Annotated in this window: 2 protein-coding genes; both read left to right on the top strand. The window is 69.0% G+C overall.

Annotated features, from left to right (window positions below; genetic code table 11):
• Positions 1-382 precede the first annotated feature (382 nt).
• Complete coding sequence (locus tag ABZ319_RS06765; RefSeq protein WP_354985349.1) at positions 383-24,850, top strand: non-ribosomal peptide synthase/polyketide synthase; 24,468 nt, start codon at positions 383-385, stop codon at positions 24,848-24,850.
• A complete protein-coding gene (locus ABZ319_RS06760; protein ID WP_354985348.1) occupies positions 24,847-25,626 on the top strand; it encodes an FkbM family methyltransferase in 780 nt (259 codons plus the stop codon). The genes ABZ319_RS06765 and ABZ319_RS06760 overlap by 4 nt, the downstream gene beginning before the upstream one ends.
• Positions 25,627-25,703: the final 77 nt, after the last annotated feature.

Genomic DNA, 25,703 nt, shown 5'->3' with positions numbered 1-25,703 from the left:
ACCTCGTCCAAGGTCGACGCCCCTGTCCGGGCGATCGACCGCCGTGCAGGCGATGGAGTCCGATCGGACTCGCCACCGCGGCGCATGGAGGAAGGGAGTGTGGCGTCGCCATCGAAGGGTTTGCATACTCTTGCCTTGCCGCGGGACCCGGCTGAATGGGCCTGTGCCGATCCGAATGGTGGATCGGCAGAGCTATGACCGCCGAGTCGGGTGCTCATCGGATCGCTGATCGAGCGAATTCGATATACCTCGCCGGTTGATCCGGGGCCTCAGGACAACGGCACCGGGGCGGGCGGGCATCCACCTGCATTCAGATTTCGTATGAGGTTTGCCGGTGCGGTTCTTCGCGTCGTGCGACCGGCGATAACGAAGAGGTTGTGCAATGGACGAGAACCAGGACTGGGCCACTTCCGACTCGGAGTTGATTCCGCTTTCGAGAGCCCAGTACGGTATGTGGCTTGCCGGCCAGGCGTCGAATGGGTCGGCTGTCAACATTGCGCACTACATAGAGATCGACGGGACGATCGATAACGCGATATTCACGCGAGCGGTCAACGACGCCGGGCACGAGACCGAGTCGATGCTGGTGCGAATCGTACTTTCCGATGGAGAGCCCTTCCAATTCGTCGATCGCAGTATCGCCTATGCGGAAGAGATACTCGATTTCAGCGGCGAGGCCGATCCCGTCGCCACCGCGATGGAATGGATGCGACGCGATTGCAGCGCGCCGACGCACGATTTGAGCCGCGATCGCCTCGCGGCGACCCGGCTGATCAAGGTCGCCGCCGAAAAATACTTCTGGTATGCGCGCGCGCATCATCTGGTCATCGACGGATATGGCGCGTTCAATCTGCTCACTCGCGTCGCGGAACACTACAACGCCCTGTTCGAGAACCGTGCGCCGTCACCCCTGTCGGCGGCGACGCTGGCCGAGATAGTCGAGCACGAGCGCACCTACCGGTCCGGTTCGCGGTTCGAAACCGATCATCGATACTGGCTGAACAAGTCCGCTGAACTGCCCGCCCCGATCGGATTGGCCGGTCGCAGCGGCCGCCCGAGTCTGGACGACGCGGTCGCCGCCCGCGAGGTTTCCCCGGAGATCGCCGACGCCCTCGATCGATGCGCCACCCGGCACAGCGCGTCATCTCCGCAGGTGGTGATCGCCGCCTTCGCCGCGTTCCTGTCTCGAATGACCGGCGCGAACGAGGTCGTGCTCTCGATGCCGGTGAGCGCCCGCGTGACCAAACGCCTGCGCAACGCCGCGGCGATGCTGGCCAACATGGTGCCGATCCACTTCACCGTCGGCGCCGGCACCACCATCGAGACACTGGTGCAGAGCTCGATGTCCGAACTCGCCCTCGCGCTGCGTCATCAGCTGTACCGCTTCGAAGACATGCGCAGAGAGTTCCCGGCCTTCGACACGGCGGCCAACGCCTTCGGGCCGATCGTGAACATCGTGTTCTTCGATTCCGAGATCCGGCTCGGCCGAGCCGTGGGGCGCTATCACGCCCTGACCTCCGGCGCCCTCGACGACCTGCAGCTGAACCTCTACCGCCAGGGAACCGACCCGCTGATGGTCGAACTCCACGGCAACACCGGTCTCTACGACGACTCCGAGCTGACCTCGTATCTGGGTCGATTCCTCGACTTCCTGTCGTGCCTGCTGGAGAGCCCCCCGGACACCCCGGTCTCCGCCATCCCGGTCATCAGCGCGGCAGAAGAGCAGCGGATCCTCGTCGAGCTGGCCGGCCGTCCCGGCCTGCACACGCCGGCGACGTTGGTCGATCTCGTCGGGCACACGTCCGACGGCGCACCGACCGGGACATCGCGGGTCGCCGTCAGTACGGAATCGGGCACGATCACCTACGGTGAGCTGGATATCCGTTCTAATCGGTTCGCACGGCGACTGATCGAGCTGGGCGCCGGCCCGGAATCACTCGTCGCCATCGCGATGCCGCGCACCATCGACCTGATCGTCGCGGTCCTGGGTGTTCTGAAGTCGGGCGCTGGCTACCTCCCCCTGGACCTGACCCACCCCGCCGATCGGCTCGCCTACATTCTGTCGGACGCCGACCCGCTCATGGTCGTGACCGGTGCCGGCGTGCTCGACGCGGTGCCGACGGACCCCGGGCGAATCGTCTACTTCGATGACCCCGACCGGCACGACTTCGACGGCCGGCCGGTGTCCGATGACGAGCGCCGGACCCCGCTGCGCCCGGATCACCTCGCCTATGTCATCTACACCTCCGGCTCGACCGGTAAGCCCAAGGGCGTCACGATCACCCACCGGGCAGCGGTCAGCCACGTGACGAACGCGTGCGCCGAGATCGGGATCCGGGCCGGCGACGTGTGGAGCTTCTTCCACTCGTTCGCGTTCGACTACTCGATCTGGGAGATATTCGGCCCCCTGACCACCGGCGGGCGAGTCGTCATCATCGACGGTCTCACCGCCCGATCACCGGACGACGTGGTGCGGCTGCTGGCCCGCGAGCAGGTGACGGTTTTCAGTCAGACTCCTTCGGCGTTCTTCCAGTTCGCCGCGGCCCGGCTGCGGTATTTGGCTGCCGGTGAGACCGAAGGACCGCCGGCGCTGCGCCTGGTCGTACTCTCCGGCGAAGCCCTCGACCCGGCCGGCCTGGCACAGTGGTACGAGCACAATCCCGGACTTCCCTTGCTGGCCAACAGCTATGGAATCACCGAGACCACGGTCTTCGTCACCTATACCGAGCTCACGGCGGACTCCGCTGTTCCCGGGGCGCAAAGCCCGATCGGGTCCGCGCTGCCGGGGCTGCGGACCTACGTGCTGGATCCGATGCTGCGGCCGTGCCCACCCGGCGCCTGGGGCGAAATGTATGTCGCGGGCGAGCAGTTGGCCCGCGGCTATCTCGGCCGGACCGCGCTGAGCGCGGCCCGGTTCGTCGCCGATCCGTTCGCGAAACCCGGCGAACGGATGTACCGCAGCGGCGATATCGCACGCTGGAACACCCGCGAGGAACTGGAATACCGCGGCCGAGCGGACCAGCAGGTGCAGTTGCGCGGATTCCGGATCGAGCTGGACGAGATCCGGGCGGCACTGCTGTCCCATCCGGCGGTGTCGGTGGCCGTCGTGACCGTCGATCGCCCCGATACCGAGTCCGCGCGGCTGGTCGCCTACATCGTCGCCGCGCCCGCCGCGGTGTGGACCATCGACGAATTGCGCGCGCATCTGGCAAATACGCTGCCCGACTACATGATTCCCACGTGCGTCCTCGAGATCGAGTCGGTGCCCCTGACGGCCAACGGCAAGGTCGATTTCCGAGCGCTGCCCGAACCCGTGGTCGAATCGGACATACCGTTCGTCGCCCCCGCAACGCCTGTCGAACAGGCTGTGGCGGAGGTGTTCTCGGAAGTTCTCGGCGCCGCCCAAGTCGGCGCGCTGGACAGCTTCTTCGCGCTCGGCGGCAACTCCCTGTCCGCGAACACCGCGGCGGTGCGCATGGCCAAGGTTCTCGGTTGCGAGGTGTCGGTACGAGACCTCTTCCAGCAACCGACGGTGGCGGGACTGTCGCAGCGCCTCGAAGCCCTCACCGCCGATAGCGCCTCCCCCGCGCCGGCGCTGGTCGCCACGGACAGACCCGATCCGATACCACTCGCCCCGGCGCAGGTCCGGATCTGGCTGATGGATCAGGCCGATCACGCGGCGGCGCTCTACAACATCCCCCTGGTCCTGCGGCTGTCCGGGAACCTGGACGTTGCCGCCCTGCGCGCGGCGCTGCGGGACGTCATCGAGCGCCACGAATCACTGCGGACCCGCTATCCGGCGATCGAGGGCGCCGGCACCCAGGTCGTTCAGGACGCCGACGAGGTCGTCGCGACGTTCGACGTGACCCCGCAACCGGTCCGCGCCGCCGACGTCGGCGATCGGGTACGCGCCCTCGCCGCTGTCGGCGCCGACCTGAGCGCGCACGCCCCGGTCCACGCCACCGTGCTGGCCGTGACCGACAACCCGGGCGAGCACGTGCTCGTGCTGGTGCTGCATCACATCTGCTGCGACGGAGTCTCGCTGGGGCCGCTGGCCGCCGACACCGCAATCGCCTACGAGGCGCGGTCGCGCGGGCGAGCGCCGGGTTGGAACCCGCTGGCGATCCAGTACGCCGACTACAGCCTGTGGCAGCGCCGTGTGCTCGGCGATCCGGACGATCCCGAATCACTGGCCGCCAACCAATTGCGGTACTGGGTAACACAACTCGCGGATATGGCGCCGCTGCTGGAATTGCCTGCCGATCGTCCGCGCCCGCCGCAGCCGACCTTCGCCGGCGGCGTGGTCGACTCGGCCATCCCGGCCGATCTCTTCGCGGGAATCGAGCAGCTGGCGCAGCGAACCGGAGCCACGCCCTTCATGGTCATCCACGCCGCGGTGGCGATACTGCTCGCGCGCCTGGCGGGGACCTCGGACGTCACCGTGGGCACCCCGGTCGCCGGACGCGGTGAACCGGCGCTCGAGCCCCTGACCGGCATGTTCGTCAACACGGTGCCACTGCGGACCCGCGTTGTGCCCGAGGAATCGTTCACCGGCCTGCTCGGGCGGGTCGTCGACGTCGACGTCGACGGTTTCGCACACAGCGCGCTGCCCTTCGATCGCATTGTGCAAGAACTGCATCCGGCTCGCTCGATGGCGTACGCCCCGCTGTGTCAGGTGTTCCTGGCGCTCGAGAATTCGGGGCGTCCGAGCGTGCGGTTGCCCGGGCTCACGGTCGAGATGATCGAGCCCGCCGACGAGCCCGCCAAGGTCGACCTCATCGTCACGGTGTGCGAGAACAGCACTCCCGAGCGCGATGTTCGGTTGCGCCTGAACTACGCCACCGATCTCTTCGACGCCGAGACCATCGAGGCCCTGGCGGGCCGCCTGATCCGCGTGCTCTCGACGATCGTCGAGGATCCGCGGGTCCGGGTCGGCGACATCGAGCTGTTGGACCACCGCGAGAGCGGACAGCTGGTTCCGGCCTCGGGCGGTCCGGCCGAGCAGCCGTACCCCCTGGCCGAACTCTGGTCGGTCGGTGACCCGACGGCCCCCGCCATTGTCAGCGGCGCCCGCACGGTGTCCTACGGGGAGCTCGACGCGTGGTCGAACCAGCTTGCGCGAGTACTGATCTCGCACGGCGTCGGGCCGGACCGCCCACTCGCGATCCTGCTCGGCCGCTCGATCGACTTCGTCGTCTCGGTGTGGGCCGCGACGAAGGCCGGCGCGGCCTTCGTCGCCATCGATCCCCGCAACCCCGCCGAACGTGTCGCCCACATCGTGGCCGACTCCGGTGCCCGGATCGTGATCACCACGACCGAACACGAGACATCGTTCGCGCAGCCGAACCCGAGCCTGGTCATCGACGACCCCTACACCGTGGCCCGGGTCGCGGCGGCCTCGGCACTGGCGGTGACCGATACCGACCGCGTACGCCGCTGCCACGTCGCCGATATCGCCTACATCCTCTACACCTCCGGATCGACGGGGACCCCCAAAGGGGTCGCGGTGTCGCACCGGGGGCTCGCGAACTTCGCCGCGGAGCAGCGAGACCGCTACCGGATCGACCGCGGTTCCCGGGTTCTGCAGTTGGCCGCGCCGGGATTCGACGCCGTGGTGCTCGAGTTGCTGATGGCCCACACCAGCGGCGCCGTCCTGGTGGTGTCACCGCCGGAGATATTCGCCGGAGACGAACTCGCACAGCTGATCCGCGCCCAGCGGGTGTCGCACGCCTTCGTGACCCCGAGCGTGCTGGCGACGATGTCACCCGGCGGATTGGACTCGCTGCGGGTCCTGGTCGCCGGCGGTGAGGCCGTGACCGCCGAGACGACCGAGCTGTGGGCCCCCGGCCGGCAGCTGCACAACGGATACGGACCCACCGAGACGACGATCATGGTCGCGATCAGCGATCCCCTGCGCGCCGGTGAACCGACCACGATGGGCGGCCCGATCCGCGGCGTCGACGCGGTCGTGCTCGACGATCGGCTGCGACCGGTACCGACCGGGCTCGGCGGCGAATTGCACATCGCCGGTGCACATCTCGCGCAGGGCTACCTCGGCCGCCCCGGGGCCACAGCGGGCACGTTCGTCGCCAACCCGTTCGGTCCGCCGGGAAGCCGCATGTACCGGACGGGCGATCTGGTGCGCTGGAACAGCGACGCCACCCTCGCCTACCTCGGGCGGAGCGACTTCCAGGTCAAGATCCGCGGTCAGCGCATCGAACTGGGCGAGATCGACAGCGTGCTCGCCGCACACGAAACGGTCACCGCGGCAATCACGGTCGGTGTCGACTCCCCCGACGGGACACGACTGGCCGCCTATGTCGTGCCCGCTGCCGCGGGCATCGACACCACCGCGCTGCTCGAGCACCTGGCCCGGCAGCTGCCGGCACACATGATCCCGGACGTCGTGATCCCGCTCGCGGCGATACCGCTGTCACCGGTCGGCAAGATCGACCGGGCGGCGCTGCCGGAGCCGGTCTTCACCCGCTCCACCGATTACGTGGCACCGCGAACCCCACTCGAGCGGGTCGTCGCCGATGTCTTCGCGCAGGTACTGGAACTGGGCCGGGTCGGAGCCGAGGACAACTTCTTCGAGCTGGGCGGCAACTCGCTCTCGGCTACCCGGGCAACCGCGCGCCTGGGCACGGCCCTCGGCGTCGTCGTGCCCATGCGAACGCTGTTCGAGCACGCCTCCGTCGCGAGGTTGGCCGAGCACATCGACGGCTACGAGCAGACGCGACGCCTGCCGCTCGTTCCGCAACACCGTCCGGACCGGATTCCGCTCTCACCCGCGCAGACCCGGATGTGGTTCCTCAACCAGTTCGACACGGCCTCCGCGCTGTACAACATCCCCGTGGTGGTGCGCCTGACCGGTGAGCTCGACGCGCACGCCATGCGCTCGGCATTCGCCGATGTCCTCGAGCGGCACGAAACGCTGCGGACCATCTACCCCGACAGCCCCGACGGACCGCACCAGGTGATCGTCACGGTCGAAGACGCCCTGCCCCACCACGATCCGATCCGGGTACCGGCGAGCGAACAGGACACCCGCATCCGGTCGGTGGTGACCGCCGGCTTCGACGTCACCCGCGAGGTTCCCGTCCGGCTCGCGATCCTGCGGAGCGCACCCAACGAGCACGTGGTCGTCGTGGTGTTCCATCACATCTGTTTCGACGGGTCGTCGCTGGCGCCACTGGCCGCCGACCTCATGACCGCCTACCGCGCCCGCGCGCACGGTCGCGCGCCGGAATGGTCTCCGCTGCCCGTGCAGTACGCGGACTACACGCTGTGGCAACGGAATCTGCTCGGCGCCGACGACGATCCCGACAGTCCGGCGGCCGCGCAGATCACGTACTGGCAGCAGACCCTCGCCGGACTGCCCGACCTGCTGGACCTGCCGGCCGACCGCCCCCGTCCACCGAATCAGTCCTTCCGCGGGGCAACGATCACCGCGAGTGTGCCGGCCGAACTCCACCGAGACGTGCTGGCGCTCGCCCACCGGCACGACGCGACGGTGTTCATGGTGCTGCACGCCGCGTTCGCGACGCTGCTGGCGCGCCTGTCCGGCAGCGGAGACATCGCAATCGGTACCCCGATCGCCGGTCGCGGCGAACCGGGGCTGGACGGCCTGGTCGGCATGTTCGTCAACACACTCGTCCTGCGGACCGGTGTGCACGGCGACTCCTCGTTCCTCGAGGTGCTGGATCACGTACGCACCGCTGATCTGGAGGCTTTCGACAACGCCGACATCCCGTTCGAGCGTCTGGTCGAGGTACTCAATCCCCCGCGCAGCACCGCGCACGCACCACTGACCCAGGTCGGGTTCTCCTTCCAGAACATCGACGTGCCCGTGCTGCGGTTCGACGGTCTCACCGTCGCCGCGGAGCTGGTCGACCCGCACGTCGCCAAGTACGACCTGCACCTGAATGTGGTGGACGCACCGGTCCCCGACGGTGAGCCGGGTCCGCTGGGCATCGAATTCGGCTATGCCGTAGATCTTTTCGATGAAGCGACCGCTCGCACGCTCGTCGCGCGATTCGTGCGATTGCTGCGTGCCGTCGTCGGGGACCCGCGGTCCGTGGTCGGTGACGTGGACCTGCTGGATTCCGCGGAGTTCCGTTCGCTCACCGGCAATCCGAGCCCGGCGCGGCAGCCGACGGCGACGACACTCGCGCAGCTCTTCGCGGCGCAGGTGGCCGCGACTCCGGGGAACACCGCCGTCCACGACCAGGACAGCGGACAACAGCTCAGTTACGCGGAGTTCGGCGCCCGAGTCGACACCCTGGCCCGGGTGCTCATCGGCCGCGGGCTGGGCCCGGGTGACATCGTGGCCGTGGCCATGCACCGCTCGCTGGATCTGCTGGTCACCCTGTACGCGATCCATGCGGCGGGCGCCGCGTACCTGCCCTTGGATCCCGACAGTCCACACGAGCGGATTCGCACCGTGCTCGATACCGCCCGGCCCCGCGCCGTGGTGACCCGCCCCTGCGACAGCGCCGCACTGGGCACCTGGGGCCCGGTATGGCTGCTGGAGGAGCTGGGCGGGACGCCGGACGAGTCCGAGGTGACCGATGCCGAGCGCACCCGGTCGCCGCACCCGGCCGATCTGGCCTACGTCATCTACACCTCCGGCTCGACCGGAACACCGAAGGGCGTCGCCCTCCCGCACGCCGCGGTGGTCAACCAGCTCGACTGGATACGCACGCACTACGCTCTCGCCGACGACGATGTACTGCTGTGGCGAACACCGTTCACCTTCGATCTGTCGGTGTGGGAACTGTTCTCCGCCTTGACCTGTGGCGCGTCGGTGGTTATCGCGGACGACTCCCATCGGGCAGATCCGCGACTGCTCGAGCAGCTGATGGCCGACTTCGGGGTCACCACGGTGGATTTCGTGCCTTCGCTGCTGTCGGCGTTCCTCGACGGCGCCGATACGCTCGCACTTCCCCGGCTGCGGCAGGTGCTGTGCATCGGCGAAGCCTTGCCCGCCGCCGCCGTGCGCCGGTTCCGCGACCTCAGCGACGCGCGCATCGACAATCTGTACGGTCCCACCGAGGCCGCGGTCAGCGTCACGGCATACCGCATCGACGACGCCGACGACGTATCGCCGGTGCCGATCGGCACACCGCAAACGAATGTGACCGTGCGCGTGCTGGATTCGCGTTTGCACCCCGTACCGCAAGGCGTGGCCGGCGAACTGTATCTGGGCGGTGTGCAGCTCGCGCGGGGCTATCACAACGGTCCCGGCACGACCGCGACCGCGTTCGTCGCCGACCCCTTCGCCGGGGTCCCCGGATCTCGTCTCTACCGCACCGGCGATCTGGTCCGCTGGAACAGCGATGGCGTCCTGCAATTCGTCGGCCGCGCCGACACCCAGGTCAAGATCCGGGGCCTGCGTATCGAGCTCGGCGATATCGAAGCGGCCCTGACCTCGCACGCGGACATCCAGGCCGCCGTCGTGCAGGTGTGTTCCGAGCAGGACGACCCGCGTCTGGTCGGATACATCGTCGCCACCTCGGTGCTCGACGACCGCCGCGTCCGGAAACACCTGTTGCACCAGCTGCCCGCGTACATGGTGCCGACGGCGGTGATCCAGGTGGACGCCATTCCGCTCACCCCGAACGGCAAGGTCGACTACAAGGCCCTGCTCGCGCTCGGCGATGGCGGCGACACGCACGACTATCGTGAGCCACGAGGGCTTTTCGAAGAATCCGTCGCCGCGGTGTTCGCCGATCTGCTCGCGCGGTCCGAAGTGGGGGCCGACGACAACTTCTTCGATCTGGGCGGAAACTCACTGGTCGCCTCCCAGGCCCTGAGTCGGATCGGCGGCGCCGTCGGCGTGTCGATCCCGCTGCGGGTGCTGTTCGAGGCGCCGACGATCGCCGAGCTGGCCGAACGGATCGCACTGCTGCGGGAGGTGCCTGCCCTCCCGGCGCTGACCAAACTCCCACGGCCCGAGCGCATTCCGCTGTCGCCCGCGCAGCTGCGGATGTGGTTCCTCAATCAGCTGGATCCCGATGCGGCCGGGTACGTCATTCCGCTGGTGATCGCACTGCGCGGCGAACTCGATCTCGACGCGCTGGTCGCCGCCTTCGCCGATGTGATCGAACGCCACGAGAGCCTGCGCACGATGTATCCGGCCAGCGACGGACAACCCGAACAGCTGGTGATCGATGCGCGTGCGGCGTTCGCCGCACACGATCTCACCCCCCGCCGGATCCGGCGGGAGCACCTGCCCGCCGAACTGGAGATGTTCTACCGCAACGGATTCGACGTCGCCGAGTCGGTACCGGTACGCGTGGCGCTGTACCAACTCCCGGACACCGGCTGGGCGGGCGCGCTGGCCGTCCACCACATCGGTTGCGACGGATTCTCGGTGGCGCCGCTCGTCACCGATCTGGTCTCGTCCTATCGGTCCCGCGCGGCGGGCACGCCCCCGGATTGGACGCCGCTGCCGGTCCAGTACGCCGACTACACCCTCTGGCAGCGAGAGCTGCTCGGCGACGTCGGGGACACCGACTCCCGCGCGGGCCGGGATCTGGCCTACTGGCGCGAACGCCTCGACGGCGTCCCGGAGTTGATCGCGCTGCCCACCGATCGCCCGCGCCCGCGGGCACAAACCTTCCGGGCAGCGGTGCTCGGGCAGCAGTTGGGCGGCGAGCTGCACGGGCGGATCGAGTCCCTGGCGCGTCGCTCGGGCACCACCTCGTTCATGGTCGTGCACGCGGCGCTGGCCGTGCTGCTGTCGAAAATGTCCGGGAGCGAGGACATCACAGTCGGCGTGCCGCATGCCGGTCGCGGCGACAAAGCACTCGACCGACTCGTCGGGATGTTCGTCAATACGCTGGTGCTACGGACCCGGCCGGTGCCCGAGCAGAGCTTCGCGACCCTGCTCGAACACGTCAAACAGGCCACCCTCGACGCGTTCGACCACGCATCGGTCCCCTTCGAGGCGCTCGTGGAAGCGCTCAATCCCACGCGGACAACAGCGCATTCGCCCCTGTTCCAGGTGATGCTGGCCTACCAGAACATGACCCGCGCACGAGCCGAACTCGAGGACCTGACCGTCGAGGAGTTGGATCCCGGTGCGGGCGCGGCCATCTACGACCTGCTGTTCATGGTCAGTGAGGACCACGGCCCGCACCGCACACCGGCCGGAATGACGGTCCGCCTGACCTATGCCACCGACCTGTTCGACGAGACCACGGCCCACCGCCTGATCGACGGCCTGACCCGCGTTCTCACCGCCGTCACAACCGACGACACGCGGATGGTCGGCGAGATCACGGTGCTCGACGAGAGCGAACTGCAGCGGGTGTTGCGCGACTGGAACGACACCGGCGCCTCCGCGGCACCGGGCCGCACGCTCGTCGACATGTTCGACGAGCAGGTCGCCCGGACACCGGACCTGCCGGCGGTGCAGACACCCGGCGGTCCGGCGACGAGCTACCGCGACTTCGACGCCGAGACCAACCGGCTGGCCCGATGGCTCATCGCCCGCGGCGCAGGACCGGAAACGGTTGTCGCCGTTGCCATGCGGCGCTCGACGACATCGGTGACCACGGTGTACGCGGTGCTCAAGTCGGGGGCGGCGTTCGTACCGATCGACCCCGGCCACCCGCGAGCCCGCATCGCCCAAATCCTGGACGCGACCGATCCGGCGCTGGTCCTGACAACCGCCGACGACGCGCACGCGCTGCCCGAGGGCGTGGACCGGATCGCCGTCGACCGAATCGATCTCGGCGGCCTCGACGACGCACCGGTTTCCGATGCCGACCGGCGCGCACCGCTACGAGCGGACAACCTCGCGTACGTCCTGTTCACCTCCGGATCCACCGGTGTGCCCAAGGGGGTGTCGCTGACACACGCGGCAACCGCGAGCCAGCTCGCCTGGGCGCAGCACCAATGGCCCCACGACGCCTCCGATGTCGTGCTGCACAAGACTCCCCTCACCTTCGACATCTCCGTGTGGGAGCTGCTGTGGCCCCTGCAGACCGGTGCCCGGGTGCTCGTCGCGGCCGCTGACGGGCACCGCGACCCCGCCTACCTGGCCGGCACGATCGCCGACCACCGGGTCACCACCGTCCACTTCGTGCCCTCGATGCTCGATGTCTTCGCGGAATCGGGCGGACACCGCGCGCTGCCGTCGGTGCGGCGAGTGTTCGTCGCCGGAGAAGCGCTGGCGCACAAGACCGTTGCAGTGGCCGGCCCTGTCTTCCCCGGCGCCGAACTGGTGAACTGGTACGGGCCCGCCGAGGCGGAGGTCGTCACGGCGCACCGCTGCTCGGCGACCTCGGCGCCGGGATCGGTTCCGATCGGCGCCCCGGTGTCGGGGATGACGACGGTCGTGCTCGACCGGTGGCTGCGGCCGGTACCGGTCGGCGTCGCCGGCGAGCTGTATGTTTCGGGCGTCCAATTGTCCCGCGGCTACCACGCGCGCACCGATCTCACCTGCGCCGCTTTCGTCGCTCACCCCTTCGGGGCGCCCGGCGAGCGCATGTACCGCACCGGAGACCTGGTCCGCTGGCGCTCGGACGGCGAGCTGGATTACCTGGGCCGCCGCGACTTCCAGGTGAAGGTGCGTGGTCAGCGCGTCGAGCTGGGTGAGATCGAGTCGGCGCTGCGGTCCATCCCCGAGGTCGCCGGCGCCGTCGTGACGGTGACGGACCGGCTGATCGCGGGATACGTGACGGTGACGCCCGGCGCGGCGGTCACCGGCGGCGACCTCCGCTCCCGGTTGCGCGCGCTGCTGCCCGCGTACCTGGTGCCGGACGGTATCCAGGTGCTCGACAGCTGGCCCTTGACCGCGAACGGCAAGCTCGACCGCGCGGCGTTGCCCGCGCCGCAGATCGTCTCCGACACCGAGCCGACGGCTCCGCGAACACCGGCCGAGGCTGTCCTGGCGGAAATAGTCGCCGGGCTCGCCGGTCACGAGCAGGTCGGTGTGACGGCGAATTTCTTCGAGGTCGGCATCAACTCGCTGTCGGCGGCCCAGCTCGCCGCCCGGGGCGCCGCGGCGCTGGGCGTCGATATTCGCATCGGCGATGTCTTCGACGCTCCGACGGTCGCAGAACTCGCCGAACGGGTCGACTCCCGCGCCGGCGGCCCCGCCGGCCCGGACCTGACCGCGTCCGCACGGCCGCCGCTCATCCCGCTCTCGGCGGCGCAGCGGCGCATGTGGGTGATCAACCAGGTCGATGTCACGTCGGCGGGCTACAACATCAGCTTCGCGGCCCGGTTGACCGGTGTTCTCGACATCGACGCGCTGCGGCTCGCGTTCGACGATGTCAGCACGCGCCACGAACCCCTGCGGACGGTCTATCCGAGCATTGCCGACCGACCCTGTCAGGTCGTCCTGGACCCCGCCGCGGCGAATGCCGACCTGGTGCTGGAACCGATCCAGGTCACCGGTGAGCAAGACCTGGCCGACCGCATCGCGCAGGTGGTCGGCACCGGCTTCGATATCGCCGCCGAGGTACCCGTGCGGGCACGGGTCTATCGAGTCACGCCCGACACCCATGTCCTGGTGTGCGTGGTCCACCATGTCGCCGCCGACGGAGCGTCCATGGCGCCCCTCGCCGGTGACATCTTCGCCGCCTACCAGGCGCGGGCGAACGGCAAAGCGCCGCAGTGGGATCCGATGCCGGTGCAGTACGCCGACTACGCCCTGTGGCAGCGGGAGCTGCTGGGGTCACCGGACGACTCGACCTCGCTGACCGCCCGGCAGTTGGCGCACTGGACCGGCACTCTCGAAGACGCACCGGAACTGCTCGACTTGCCGATCGACCACCCGCGACCGGCCATGCTGTCGATGACCGGGGCCTCGGTGGGTTTCGAGGTGTCCGCGGACCTGCACGAGGCCATCGCCGGTCTGGCCCGCCGCGAGGGCGTCACGATATTCCTCGTGCTGCACGCGGCGCTAGCGGTCATGCTGGCGCGCACCACACACTCCGACGACATCTCGATAGGCACCCCGGTCGCCGGGCGCGGCAGACCCGAACTGGACCCGCTGGTCGGGATGTTCGTGAACACGGTCGTCCTGCGTACCCGCCAGCGCGACGACCAGTCGTTCCGCGAATTTCTGGCCGAGGTACGTCAGGTCGACCTGACGGCGTGGTCCAACGCGGACGTGCCGTTCGATCGGGTGGTCGATGCCCTGGGCCGGTCGATCACCACCGCCTACACGCCGCTGTACCAGGTGATGCTCGTGTTGACGAACCACTCCACCACGGGGTTCGAGCTGCCCGGAGTCCAGGTCGATCTGATCGATACCGGTGTCCCGCAAGCCAAGACCGATCTCACGATGTTCTTCACCGAGCGCATGACGGACGGGCAACCCGCGGGACTCGACGGCGAAATCATCTACGCAACAGATGTTTTCACCGACTCCACGGCTACCGCGCTGGCCCGGCGGCTGCTTCTGGTCCTCGAATCGATCACCTCCGATCCGGACCGGTCCGTGGGTGCGATCGCGATTCTTGACACCGCGGAGGCCGAACGTCTGGTTCCGGCACGCGGCGGGGCCGCCGTCGAGGTCCCCGCCCGACTCCCGGACCTGCTGACCGCGACGGCCGCGGCCAACCCGTCGGAGATCGCGTTGATCTTCGGCCACGACCGCCTGACCTACGCCGAACTGGATGCCCGATCCAACCGGCTCGCCCGATACCTGATCGGCCGCGGCGCGGGGCCGGGAACAGCCGTGGCGCTGGCGGCGGAGCGTTCGACGGAGTTCCACATCGGGTTGTGGGCGATCACCAAGACCGGGGCGGCGTTCGTCCCGATGGATCCCCGCCACCCCCGGGAACGCCTCGACCGGATGGCTCGCGACTGCGGAGTCGCGCTCGGGATCACCCGCGCGGATTCGCGTGCCCTGCTGCCGGATGGGATCGAGTGGGTGATGCTGGACGACCCGGCGGCCCTCGCGGCGATCGCAGCGTGTCCCGACCGGCCGGTGACCGACGACGACCGGCGACGACCATTGCATCTGCTCGACGCGGCCTATGTGCTCTTCACCTCCGGATCGACGGGCACCCCCAAGGGTGTGGTCGTGTCCCATACCGGCATCGCCGACATGGCGGCCGACCAGCAGCGTCGCTACGGTGTCGATTCCTCGTCGCGGACCTTGCAGGTAGCCGCACCGGTGTTCGACGCGGCAGTCTTCGAAATGTTGATGGCACACGCCGCGGGTGCGGCCCTGGTAGTCGCGCCGCCGGAGGTTTTCTGCGGATCCGACTTGACCGAGTTCATTGCCGCCCATCATGTTTCACACGCGGCGCTGACTCCGAGCGTTCTCTCGACCATGTCACCGGTTGGGCTCGATGCGATGAGCACCCTGATCGTCGCCGGTGAGTCGGTATCCGCCGATCTGGTCGACAAGTGGTCGGTGGGACGCCGTCTCTACAACGCCTACGGCCCGACCGAAGCGACCGTCGTGGTCACCACCAGCAGTCCGATCGAACCGCACGGACCGATCACGATCGGCTCACCGGTCAGTGCAGCGGAGGTCGTGGTTCTCGACGCCAAGTTGCGTCCCGCGCCGGTGGGCGCCACGGGTGAACTGTATGTCTCGGGTCCGGGGCTGGCGCGCGGATATCTCAACCGACTCGGGGCTACAGCGGCAACATTCATCGCCAATCCATTCGGACTGCCGGGCACTCGGCTGTATCGCACCGGCGACATCGTCCGCTGGACCGCACACGACACCCTGCAATTCGTCGGCCGGCGTGACTTCCAGGTCAAGATTCGCGGGCAACGTATCGAACTCGCCGAGATCGACGCCGCCTTGCACACCTATCCGGATGTGGCAGCCGCGACAACGATCAGCCGCCCGGGACCGGCCGGCAGGCCGGTGCTGGCCGCGTATGTCGTGGCGGTCGCGGACACCGTGCTCGATCCGGACGCGGTCGCGGCCCACGTGGCGGCTGTGCTGCCCGCGCATATGGTGCCCGCCACGATCGACGTGCTCGACCGGATGCCGATCACGTCGATCGGCAAGGTGGATCGCGCGGCGCTGCCCGAGCCGGTGGTCCGGTCGGACGACGAAGACGAGTTGCCGGCGATGACCGTGGACGAGCGTGCCATCGCCGCCGCGTTCGCCGATGTGCTCGGCACGTCGCCGATCGGGCCGACCACATCGTTCTTCGCGCTCGGCGGCGATTCCATCCTGTCGATTCAGCTCACGTCCAGGCTGAAAGCCGCCGGTATCGGGGTGACGGCACGGGACATCTTCGAGCACAAGACCGTACGGGGATTGGCGCGCGTCGCCCGCAGTGGAGATCGCGTCGTCCTCGCGGAACTTCCCGGCGGCGGGATCGGCGCTCTGCCCTTCACCCCGGTGGTGGCCTGGTATGTCGACCGGTTGGGCGCACCCGCGGGCTTCGCTCAGTCGATGCTGCTCCGGCTGCCCACCGGGGCACGAGCCGACGACGTCGTCGCGACGGTGCAGACGGTCATCGACCGGCACGACATGCTGCGGGTGAGGTTGACCGGTCACGAGTTGGCGGTGCGCCCCGTCGGCAGCGTCGACGCCGCCGAATCCGTCCTGACCCGGGAATTCCCTCGCGAATCCGCGCCCGGCAGTGCGGGTTTCACCGATATCGTCGACGCCGCTCTGACCGAGGCCGTCTCCCGGCTCGATCCCGCCGCCGGGCGGATCGTGCAGGTCGTGTGCCTGGTGCCGGCGGACCCCGACGGCGCGGACGCGCGTGCGCTGGTCGTCATCCACCACCTCGCCGTGGACGCGGTGTCGTGGCGCATCCTCGTTCCCGAGTTCGCCGCGGCCTGGCACAACGTCACTCTCGGCCGGACGGCGATGCCGCCCGAGCAGGGCACATCGATGAGGCGATGGGCGCACGCGCTGGTGGATGTCGCCCCGCGGCACAGCGACGAGCTCGAGCTGTGGCAGGCGATGAGCGGGGCCCCGGATCCGCGGCTGGGCAGTGCGTCTTTCGATCCGGTTGTCGACATCCAGGCCACGATGCGCCGGCTCACCGCCACCGTCTCGCCGGAGGTGAGCGCGGTGATCGTGAACTCGGTGCCCGCCGCCGTGCGCGGCAGCGTCGAGGACGCTCTGCTGGGAGCGCTGGCGGTGGCGATGACCCACTGGCGCGCCCGGCGCGGGATCACCCACGCCGGTGTGAAAGTGCTGCTCGAAGGGCATGGACGCGCCGAGCAGATCGTCGCCGGATCCGATGTGTCGCACACGGTGGGGTGGTTCACCAACACCTATCCGGTCGCGCTGGATCTGACCTCCGTGCCGCTCTCGGACCTGCCGGCCGTGGTGAAATCGGTCAAGAGCCAGTTGCGGTCGATCCCCGACAAGGGGATGGGATTCGGTTTGCTGCGTTACCTGAACCCCGCCACCGGCGCGGCGCTGGCCGCCCACGCCGAACCGCAGATCAGTTTCAACTATCTCGGCCGGCTCGGCGTCGATCTCACCGCCGCGAGCGACGTGGCGTGGGCGCCCACCGGCGAATCCTATGATCGGTGGTCCGTGCTCGACCCGGCGATGCCCGCCGCCGCCACCGTGACCTTCGATGTGGTCGTGATCGACACGCCCGCGGGCCCGTCCCTGTCGGCGAACATCGGCTACGCGTCACGCCTGCTCGACCACGCCGATATCGCCGAACTGGTCGACGGCTGGGTTGCCGCGGTGACCGGGATCGCCGCCGCCGCAACGGAGAACGACGACTGGGGTCTCACGCCGGCCGACGTGTCCCCGGTCGACCTCGACCAGTCGGACCTCGACCGGTTCACCCTCCGATACGGCCCGCTGACCGACGTGTGGCCGCTGGCGCCGCTGCAGGCCGGACTGCTGTTCCACGCGGAGCTGGCCGCCGGCGATCTCGATGTGTACACCGCCCAATCGGTTCTCACCCTGTCCGGTTCGGTGGACGAGGACCGGATGCGGCGGGCGGCCGCGGCGCTGTTGCGGCGACATCCGAACTTGGGAGCGGCGTTCGCGCGCACGGGTTCCGGGGTTCCGGTACAGATCCTCGCCGATGCCGTGGAACCGGCGTGGCGGCGAATCGATCTCGCGGCCGATGAGACGCCCGAGCACGTGATCGCCGCGGACCGCCGGTGCGGGTTCACCGCCACCGAAGCACCGCTGCTGCGGCTGCTGTACGTCGTGGTCTCCCCGCAGGAGGTCCGCCTGGTGCTGACCGCGCACCACCTGCTGCTCGACGGGTGGTCGATGCCACTGCTGTGGCGGGAGTTGATCGGGTTGTACGCGGCGGACTCGCACGCGGCCGCGCTGCCGGATGCTCCGTCGTTCGGCGATTACCTGCGGTGGTTGCACCACCGTGACTCCGCCGCCGATGTCGCGCGCTGGCAGGACATGCTCGCGACGATTCACGAACCCACCCTGATCGCGAGTTCCGCCGCCGGCGCGACCGTCGAGATCCCGAGCGACCTGACCGTCAGCATCGATCTCACGTCCACGATCGAACTGGTGACCGTCTCCCGCGCGCACGCGGTGACGATGGCGACGGTCGTGCAGTACGCCTGGGCGGTGGTGCTGGGCAAGGTGCTCGGAGTCGACCGGGTGGTCTTCGGCACCACGGTCTCGGGCCGCCCGGCCGAGGTGCCGGGTGTGGAGTCGATGATCGGCCTGTTCATCAACACCGTGCCCGTCGTCGTCCAGTTGCGGAGCGGCGAATCGATCGGCGAGGGGTTGCACAGACTGCAGGCCGACAACACCCGCATGCTCGACCACCACTACCTCGACCTGCCGCGAATCCTGGCCGCCGCACCGATATCCCGGCTCTTCGACACCCTGGTCGTGTTCGAGTCGTACCCGGTGGACAGCAGCGGACTCGGCGAGACCGACATCGACGGAATGCGGGTGACCGCAGCGCAGGGCACCGACGCCGCGCACTATCCGATCACCATCCAGGCCCATCAAACCGACCGGCTGCACATCAGGGTTCGCTTCCAGCCCGCGCACGTCGACGCGGTGACCGCGACCACGGTGGCCACGCTCCTGGAAACCGTCCTGCGCACGATCGCCGCCGCGCCGGCGACGCCGCTGGCGGCGATCGACCTACTGGCTCCCGCCGACCGCAAGGCCCTGGTGCCCGCGAGCGGCGGACCCGCGCTGCCACCGTCGACGCTCGCCGTCCTGCTGGGTGCCGGTATGCCGGCGAATCTCGATGCGCCGGCGCTGATCTGCGAGACAAGCACGCTGTCCTACGCCGAGCTCGATGAACGCTCCACCCGCATCGCGCGGACGTTGATCGGCTGGGGCGTGGGACCGGGCGCGACGGTCGCGCTCACGATGGCGCGCTCGGTCGAGTCGGTGCTCGGCATGTGGGCGGTCGCCAAGACCGGCGCGGCGTTCCTGCCCATCGACCCGCGCAACCCCGCCGACCGGGTCGCGCGGATTCTGGCCGACTCCGGCACCGGCACGGTGATGACCGTGGAGGCATTCCGTCCGCTGGCGCCCGAGACCGCGCGACTGCTCGTGCTCGACGATCCGGCCGACCGGGCAGCGATCGATCGGCAGTCGCCCGACCCGCTGCGGGACAGTGAACTGGTGCGCCCGGCGAACATCCGGGACGCCGCCTACGTTCTCTACACCTCGGGATCGACCGGAATACCCAAGGGCGTCATCGTCACCCACGAGGGACTGGCGAATTTCGCTGCCGCGCAACGCGACCGCTTCGGCGCCGACAGCCGGGCGCGCGTACTGCAGATAGCCGCACCCGGTTTCGACGCGGTCATCCTCGAACTGCTGCTGGCACACACGGTGGGCGGCGCCCTGGTGGTGCCGCCGGCCCAGGTGGTCGGTGGACCCGAACTCGCACAGTTCATTTCGGCGCAGCGGGCAACCCACGCATTCGTGACGCCCAGTGTCCTGGCCACCATGGCCCCGCAGGGCCTGGATTCGCTGGAGGTACTGGTCGTCGGCGGCGAAGCGGTCACCCAGGACACGGTCACGACGTGGGCCCCGGGCAGGCGGTTCTTCAACGGATACGGGCCGACCGAGACGACCGTGCTGGCGGTGACCAGCACCGCGCTGGACCCGCGCGACCCGGTGCAGCTCGGAACACCGCTGCGTGGCGTCGATGCCGTCGTCCTGGACAGCCGGCTGCGCCCGGTGCCGGTCGGAGTGACCGGCGAGTTGTATCTGGCCGGTGTCCAGCTGGCACGCGGATACCTGAACCGGCCGGTGACGACGGCGGCGGCATTCGTCCCCAACCCGTTCGGCCCGGCGGGGGCGCGGATGTACCGCACGGGCGACCTGGTCCGCTGGAGCCCGCAGCACACCCTGCAGTACCTCGGGCGCAGCGACTTCCAGATCAAGGTCCGCGGTCAGCGCATCGAACCCGGTGAGATCGAGACCGCGCTGGTCCGGCATCCGGGGGTCGAGCGGGCCGTGGTCCTGCTCCGGCCCGACGAGCGCGGGATCGACCGTCTCGTGGCGTACCTCGTCGCGGGCGAACACGTCGACCCCGATCAGGTGCGAGCGGCGGCCCGCCGTCAGCTTCCGTCGCACATGGTCCCCGACGTGTGCCTGGTGGTCGAGGCGTTCCCGATGACGCGCACCGGCAAACTCGATCGGCTGGCGCTGCCGCAACCGCAGCTGGTCGCGGACAACCCCTGGGTGGCCCCGCGCACCCCGACGGAGCGTGCCGTGGTCGAGGTGTTCGGCCGCGTGCTGGACCTGGCCACGGTCGGCGCGTGCGACGACTTCTTCGACCTGGGCGGTGACTCGCTCTCCGCGACCCGTGTCACCGCACAGCTCCAGGACAACCTGGGTCTGGAAGTCGGCATCCGTGATCTGTTCGAGGCCTCCACCGCCGCGGAACTGGCCGCGCGCCTCGAAGCCCGCGGCAGTCGCGCCGGCGTGCCACTGCGGCGGCACACCCGTCCCGAGCTCGTGCCGTTGTCACTGGCTCAGCAGCGGATGTGGTTCCTCAACCAACTCGACACCTCCATCGGCGCCTACAACATTCCCCTGGTCCTCCGGCTGACCGGAGAGCTGGATCTCGTTGCGCTGCAACGCGCGTGCACGCTCGTCGTGGGCCGGCACGACATCCTGCGGACGACATTCCCGGCGACCGACGGTGTGGCTCATCAGGTCACGATGCCGGTCGAGGCCATCGACGTACCGCTGCAGGTGGTTTCGATCGACGCCGAGCAGCTGCTCGAACGCGTCACCGCGACCGTGTCGGCCAGCTTCGACGTGACCCGGGAGCCGCCGGTGCGCATGGTCCTGCTGCGCCTGGGTGAGCGTGAACATGTCCTGGTCGCGGCCGTCCACCACATCTGCGCCGACGGGCAATCGATGATCCCGCTGGCACGGGATCTGGCGATCGCCTACGAGGCGAGCCGGCAGGGCGTACCGCCGCCGTGGCCTGCCCTGTCGGTCCAGTACGCGGACTACACGCTGTGGCAGCGTGAGCTGCTCGGCGACGCCGGCGATCCCGAATCGGTCATGGCACAGCAGTTGCGCTTCTGGGAGCAGACGTTGAGCGGGCTGCCCGACCTGCTCGACCTGCCCACCGATCGGCCCCGGCCGGCGGTGGCCAGTCTGCGCGGCGCCTCCGCCGAGTTCGCGATCTCCCCCGCCCTGCACGCCCGGATCTCCGCGATGGCGCGGGAGGCGCACGTCACGGTGTTCATGCTGATGCACGCGGCGTTGACCGTTGTGCTGGCGCGATTGGGGCACACCGACGATGTCGCCGTGGGCATCCCGGTCGCGGGACGTGGTTCACGAGAACTGGACGACCTCGTCGGCATGTTCGTCAACACCCTCGTGCTGCGGACCCGGATTTCACCGCAGCAGGCGTTCGCCGACCTGCTCGAGGCGACGCGAGCGACGGACCTGGCCGCCCTGGCACACGCCGATGTGCCCTTCGAACAGGTCGTGGAGACGCTCAATCCGGTACGGTCCACCGCCCATCTGCCGCTGTACCAGGTCACCCTCGATGTCCGGACCATGCAGACGTCGGCGCTGGATCTGGCCGGGCTGACCGTCGAACCGGCCGGCAGCGATTTCCTCCCGGCACAGGCCGATGTGGCCGTCACCCTCATCGAACATTTCTCCCAGAGATCTGTCCCCCAGGGAATGATGGGACAGCTGACCTACGCCGCCGACCTGTTCACCGCCGACACGATCGACCGCTTCGTAGGGTCCTACATTCGCGTCCTCGAGCAGGTCACCGCCGACCCGGCGCTCGTGGTCGGCGGCATCGACTTCGTCGATGCCGATCAGCGTCGCGAACTACTGCTGGCGGCGGGCAGCGACGGCCTCGAGCTCCCCGCGCCCACCCTGGGCGATCTGTTCTCCGTTCAGGTGCAGGCGCGCCCGGACGCGGTCGCGGTGTCCGACGGACAGTCGCAGCTGACCTACGCGGAGCTCGATCGGCGAGCGGACGCGGTCGCGGTACGGCTGCTGGCGGCCGGCGCGGGACCGGACCGCCTGGTCGCGGTGGCGCTCCCCCGTTCGGTCGAACTCGTCGTCGGGCTGTTGGGCGTGATTCGAGCCGGGGCGGGCTATCTGCCCCTGGACGTGGCCTATCCGGCGGAACGGTTGCGCTTCGTCCTCGCCGACGCCGAGCCGGTGGCTCTGCTGGCCTCCTCGGACACGGTGGCCGCCGTGCCGATGGCGGGGATCGCGGCCCCGACGGTGCTGATCGAGGAATGCGACGTACCTGATCGCGGTCCGCGCCCCGTGGCGCCGAGACCGGACAACATCGCCTATGTCATCTACACCTCCGGGTCGACCGGCCGGCCCAAGGGTGTCGTCGTCACCCATCGAGATGTGCTGTCCCTGTTCGCCGGTGCCGCCGAACGTTTCGACCTCGGTCCGGACGACATCTGGACGTTGTTCCACTCCTACGCTTTCGACTTCGCGGTGTGGGAGATGTGGGGCGCGCTGCTGACCGGCGGCAAGGTGATCGTCGTCGACTACGCCACCTCACGTTCGCCGGAGGCGTTCGTCGACCTGGTCGCCGCGGAAAGAGTCACCGTGCTCAGCCAGACACCGTCGGCCTTCTACGGGTTCGCCGATGCCGAACGCCGGCAACGGGATTCGGGCGCCGGGAACGGACTGTCGTTGCGCTACGTGGTTTTCGGCGGCGAACCGCTCGATCCGGGTCGCCTGGCCGGCTGGTTCCAGGACCACGGTCCGGGAACCCCGCACATGGTGAACATGTACGGGATCACCGAGACGACGGTGCATGTGACGCTCGGCGAGACCACCGCTCCCGACGCGGCCGGCATCGGTCGCCCGCTCCCGGGGCTGCGGGTCCACATCCTCGACGACGATCTGCGCCTCGCACCCATCGGGGCTGTCGGGGAGATCTACATCGCCGGACCCCAACTCTCCCGCGGCTATCTCGCCGCGCCGGGGCTGACCTCGGGCCGCTTCGTGGCCGATCCCTTCGGCCGGCCCGGTTCCCTGCTGTATCGGTCCGGCGACCTGGGCCGGTGGCAGAAGTGCGGGGACACCATGGAATTGGTGCACGCGGGGCGAGCGGACGCGCAGATTCAGTTGCGGGGCTTCCGCATCGAACTGGCCGAGGTCGAGGCCGCGCTGCTGCGTCATCCCGCCGTCACCCAGGCCGCCGCGGCGGTGCACCGGCGCGATGACGACATCGACCAGCTGATCGGCTACGTCGTCTGCGGTCGCGGTACCCGCACCGACCCCCGCGACCTGCTCGACCACGCGGCCGAGTTCCTCACCGGGTACATGTTGCCGTCGACCATCATGGTGGTCGAGGAGTTGCCGTTGACCGTCAACGGCAAGCTCGATCGGCGGGCGCTACCCGCACCCGAATTCCACAGCGCGACAACCGAAACGGTGCTGCCCCGGACGCACACCGAGAAGCTGATCTGCGACGCCTTCGGGCGGGTCCTGGGAATCGATCAGGTCAGCGCGGTCGACGGGTTCTTCGACCTGGGCGGCAATTCGCTGCTCGCCACCAAAGTGCTGGCGCGGCTGCAGGCCCAGGGAATCGGCATCGAACTGCCATGGATGTTCGACGACGCGACGCCGCGTGCGCTCGCCGCACGGCTCGACGGCGCGCAGGGCGGGTCCGGGCTCCAGGTGCTGCTGCCGCTGCGAGCCTCGGGTGACTACCCCGCCCTCTTCACCATCCACCCGGCCGGCGGACTGGCGTGGTTCTACGGCGGGCTGGCAGAGCATCTGGACGGCCACCGCCCGATTCTCGGGTTGCAGGATCCCCACGTCGTCGCCGCTGAACCGGAGGCGCATTCGATCGACCAGCTGGTCGACCGCTACGTGGCCGAGATCCAGCGGGCCCAGCCGTGCGGGCCCTACCATCTGCTCGGATGGTCTCTGGGCGGGTGCCTGGCGCACGCCATCGCGGTGCGTCTGCAACGCGAGGGCGCACAGGTGGGTGTTCTGGCCCTGATGGACTGTGCCGTCGGCCTTCCCGACGAATCCATGGACGCGACCGGCGGCATCGACCAGGGGCCGGGCGAGTCGATGGCGGACCTGCTGGGCGGCTGGCGCGAACTGTTCGATCTGGGCGCGGAGGTCGGCGCCGAAACGCACGAACAGGCGTGGACGGTCATTCGTGAGCGGATCACCGCGACCGGACTGTTCACCGACGACCAGATCGAGCGGGTGATGGAGAGCTTCGAGAACGCGGGAGCGATCGCGCAGAGCTATCGGCCCGGCGTCTTCGACGGCGACATGATCTTCTTCGCCGCGGGCAAGGATCGAGCCGACCACGACGCGCTGGCGCGAACCTGGCGGCCCTTCGTCTCGGGCGCGCTGCACAGCATGGTCATCGATGCCCGCCATCTCGAACTGACCCATCCGCAGTCCCTGGCCGTCATCGGCCCGATACTCGAAAGGCACATGACCGGACAATGACGAACCTCAAGGAATTCCGGCTCATGGACGGCAGGACGATTTCCTGCACGAGCGCCGCCGAAGCGCGCATGCTGTGGGTCGAGATGTCGGACGAAGGCTTCTACCGCGGTGCGGCGGCCACCCTGCGAGACGGTGACGTCGTGCTGGACATCGGCGCGAACATCGGGCTCAGCGCGATCATGTTCGCCGATACCTGCCCCGGCGTCCGCGTCATCGCCGCCGAACCCGCACCGGTGACGTTCGAATGCCTCGCTCGAAACCTCGGCACGCACGTACCCGGCGCGGTCCCCCTGCGGGTGGCCGCGGGCCGCGACAGGGGCCGTGCGCAATTCACCTGGTACCCACGCGCGTCCGCGAACTCCGGCCTGTACGCCGATCAGCGCACCGACGACAAGGCCACCGAGATATTCCTGCGGAACAGCGGCCTCGACGACGACGCGATAGGGGTGCTGACCAACGGCCTGCATGTGGGCGAGGAGATAGAGGTCGAGGTGACGACCGTGTCGGACATCATCGAGGGCCATTGCCCCGACGCCGAGATAGGTGTGCTGAAAGTCGACGTGGAGCGCGCCGAAATGGATGTCCTGGAAGGAATATCCGACACCCACTGGCCCCGCATCCACACGGTGGTGGCCGAGGTACACGATCTGGATGGTCGACTGAACGAGATCTGCGACCTGTTGGGCGCGAAAGGCTTTCGCGTACACGCCCGCCAGGATCGGGTTCTGTCGGGAACGGAGTTGAACGAGGTGTTCGCGACCAGGGATCGTTCCTGATCCGACATCGCGGACGGGAGCCGGCAGCGGCCGAGCCAGGATGGCAATCGCCCCGGATCCCGTTCCGCGAGGGGGAT

This window comes from Nocardia sp. NPDC005978, from assembly GCF_040614455.1.
Classification (GTDB): domain Bacteria; phylum Actinomycetota; class Actinomycetes; order Mycobacteriales; family Mycobacteriaceae; genus Nocardia.
Note: the sequence above shows the minus strand (reverse complement) of the source record. Positions and strands in the feature narration are given on the sequence as shown.

Excerpts from the sequence above, each read along its gene's own strand:
- ABZ319_RS06765 (WP_354985349.1), top strand. The coding sequence starts at position 383 with ATGGACGAGAACCAGGACTGGGCCACTTCCGACTCGGAGTTGATTCCG.
- ABZ319_RS06760 (WP_354985348.1), top strand. The coding sequence starts at position 24,847 with ATGACGAACCTCAAGGAATTCCGGCTCATGGACGGCAGGACGATTTCC.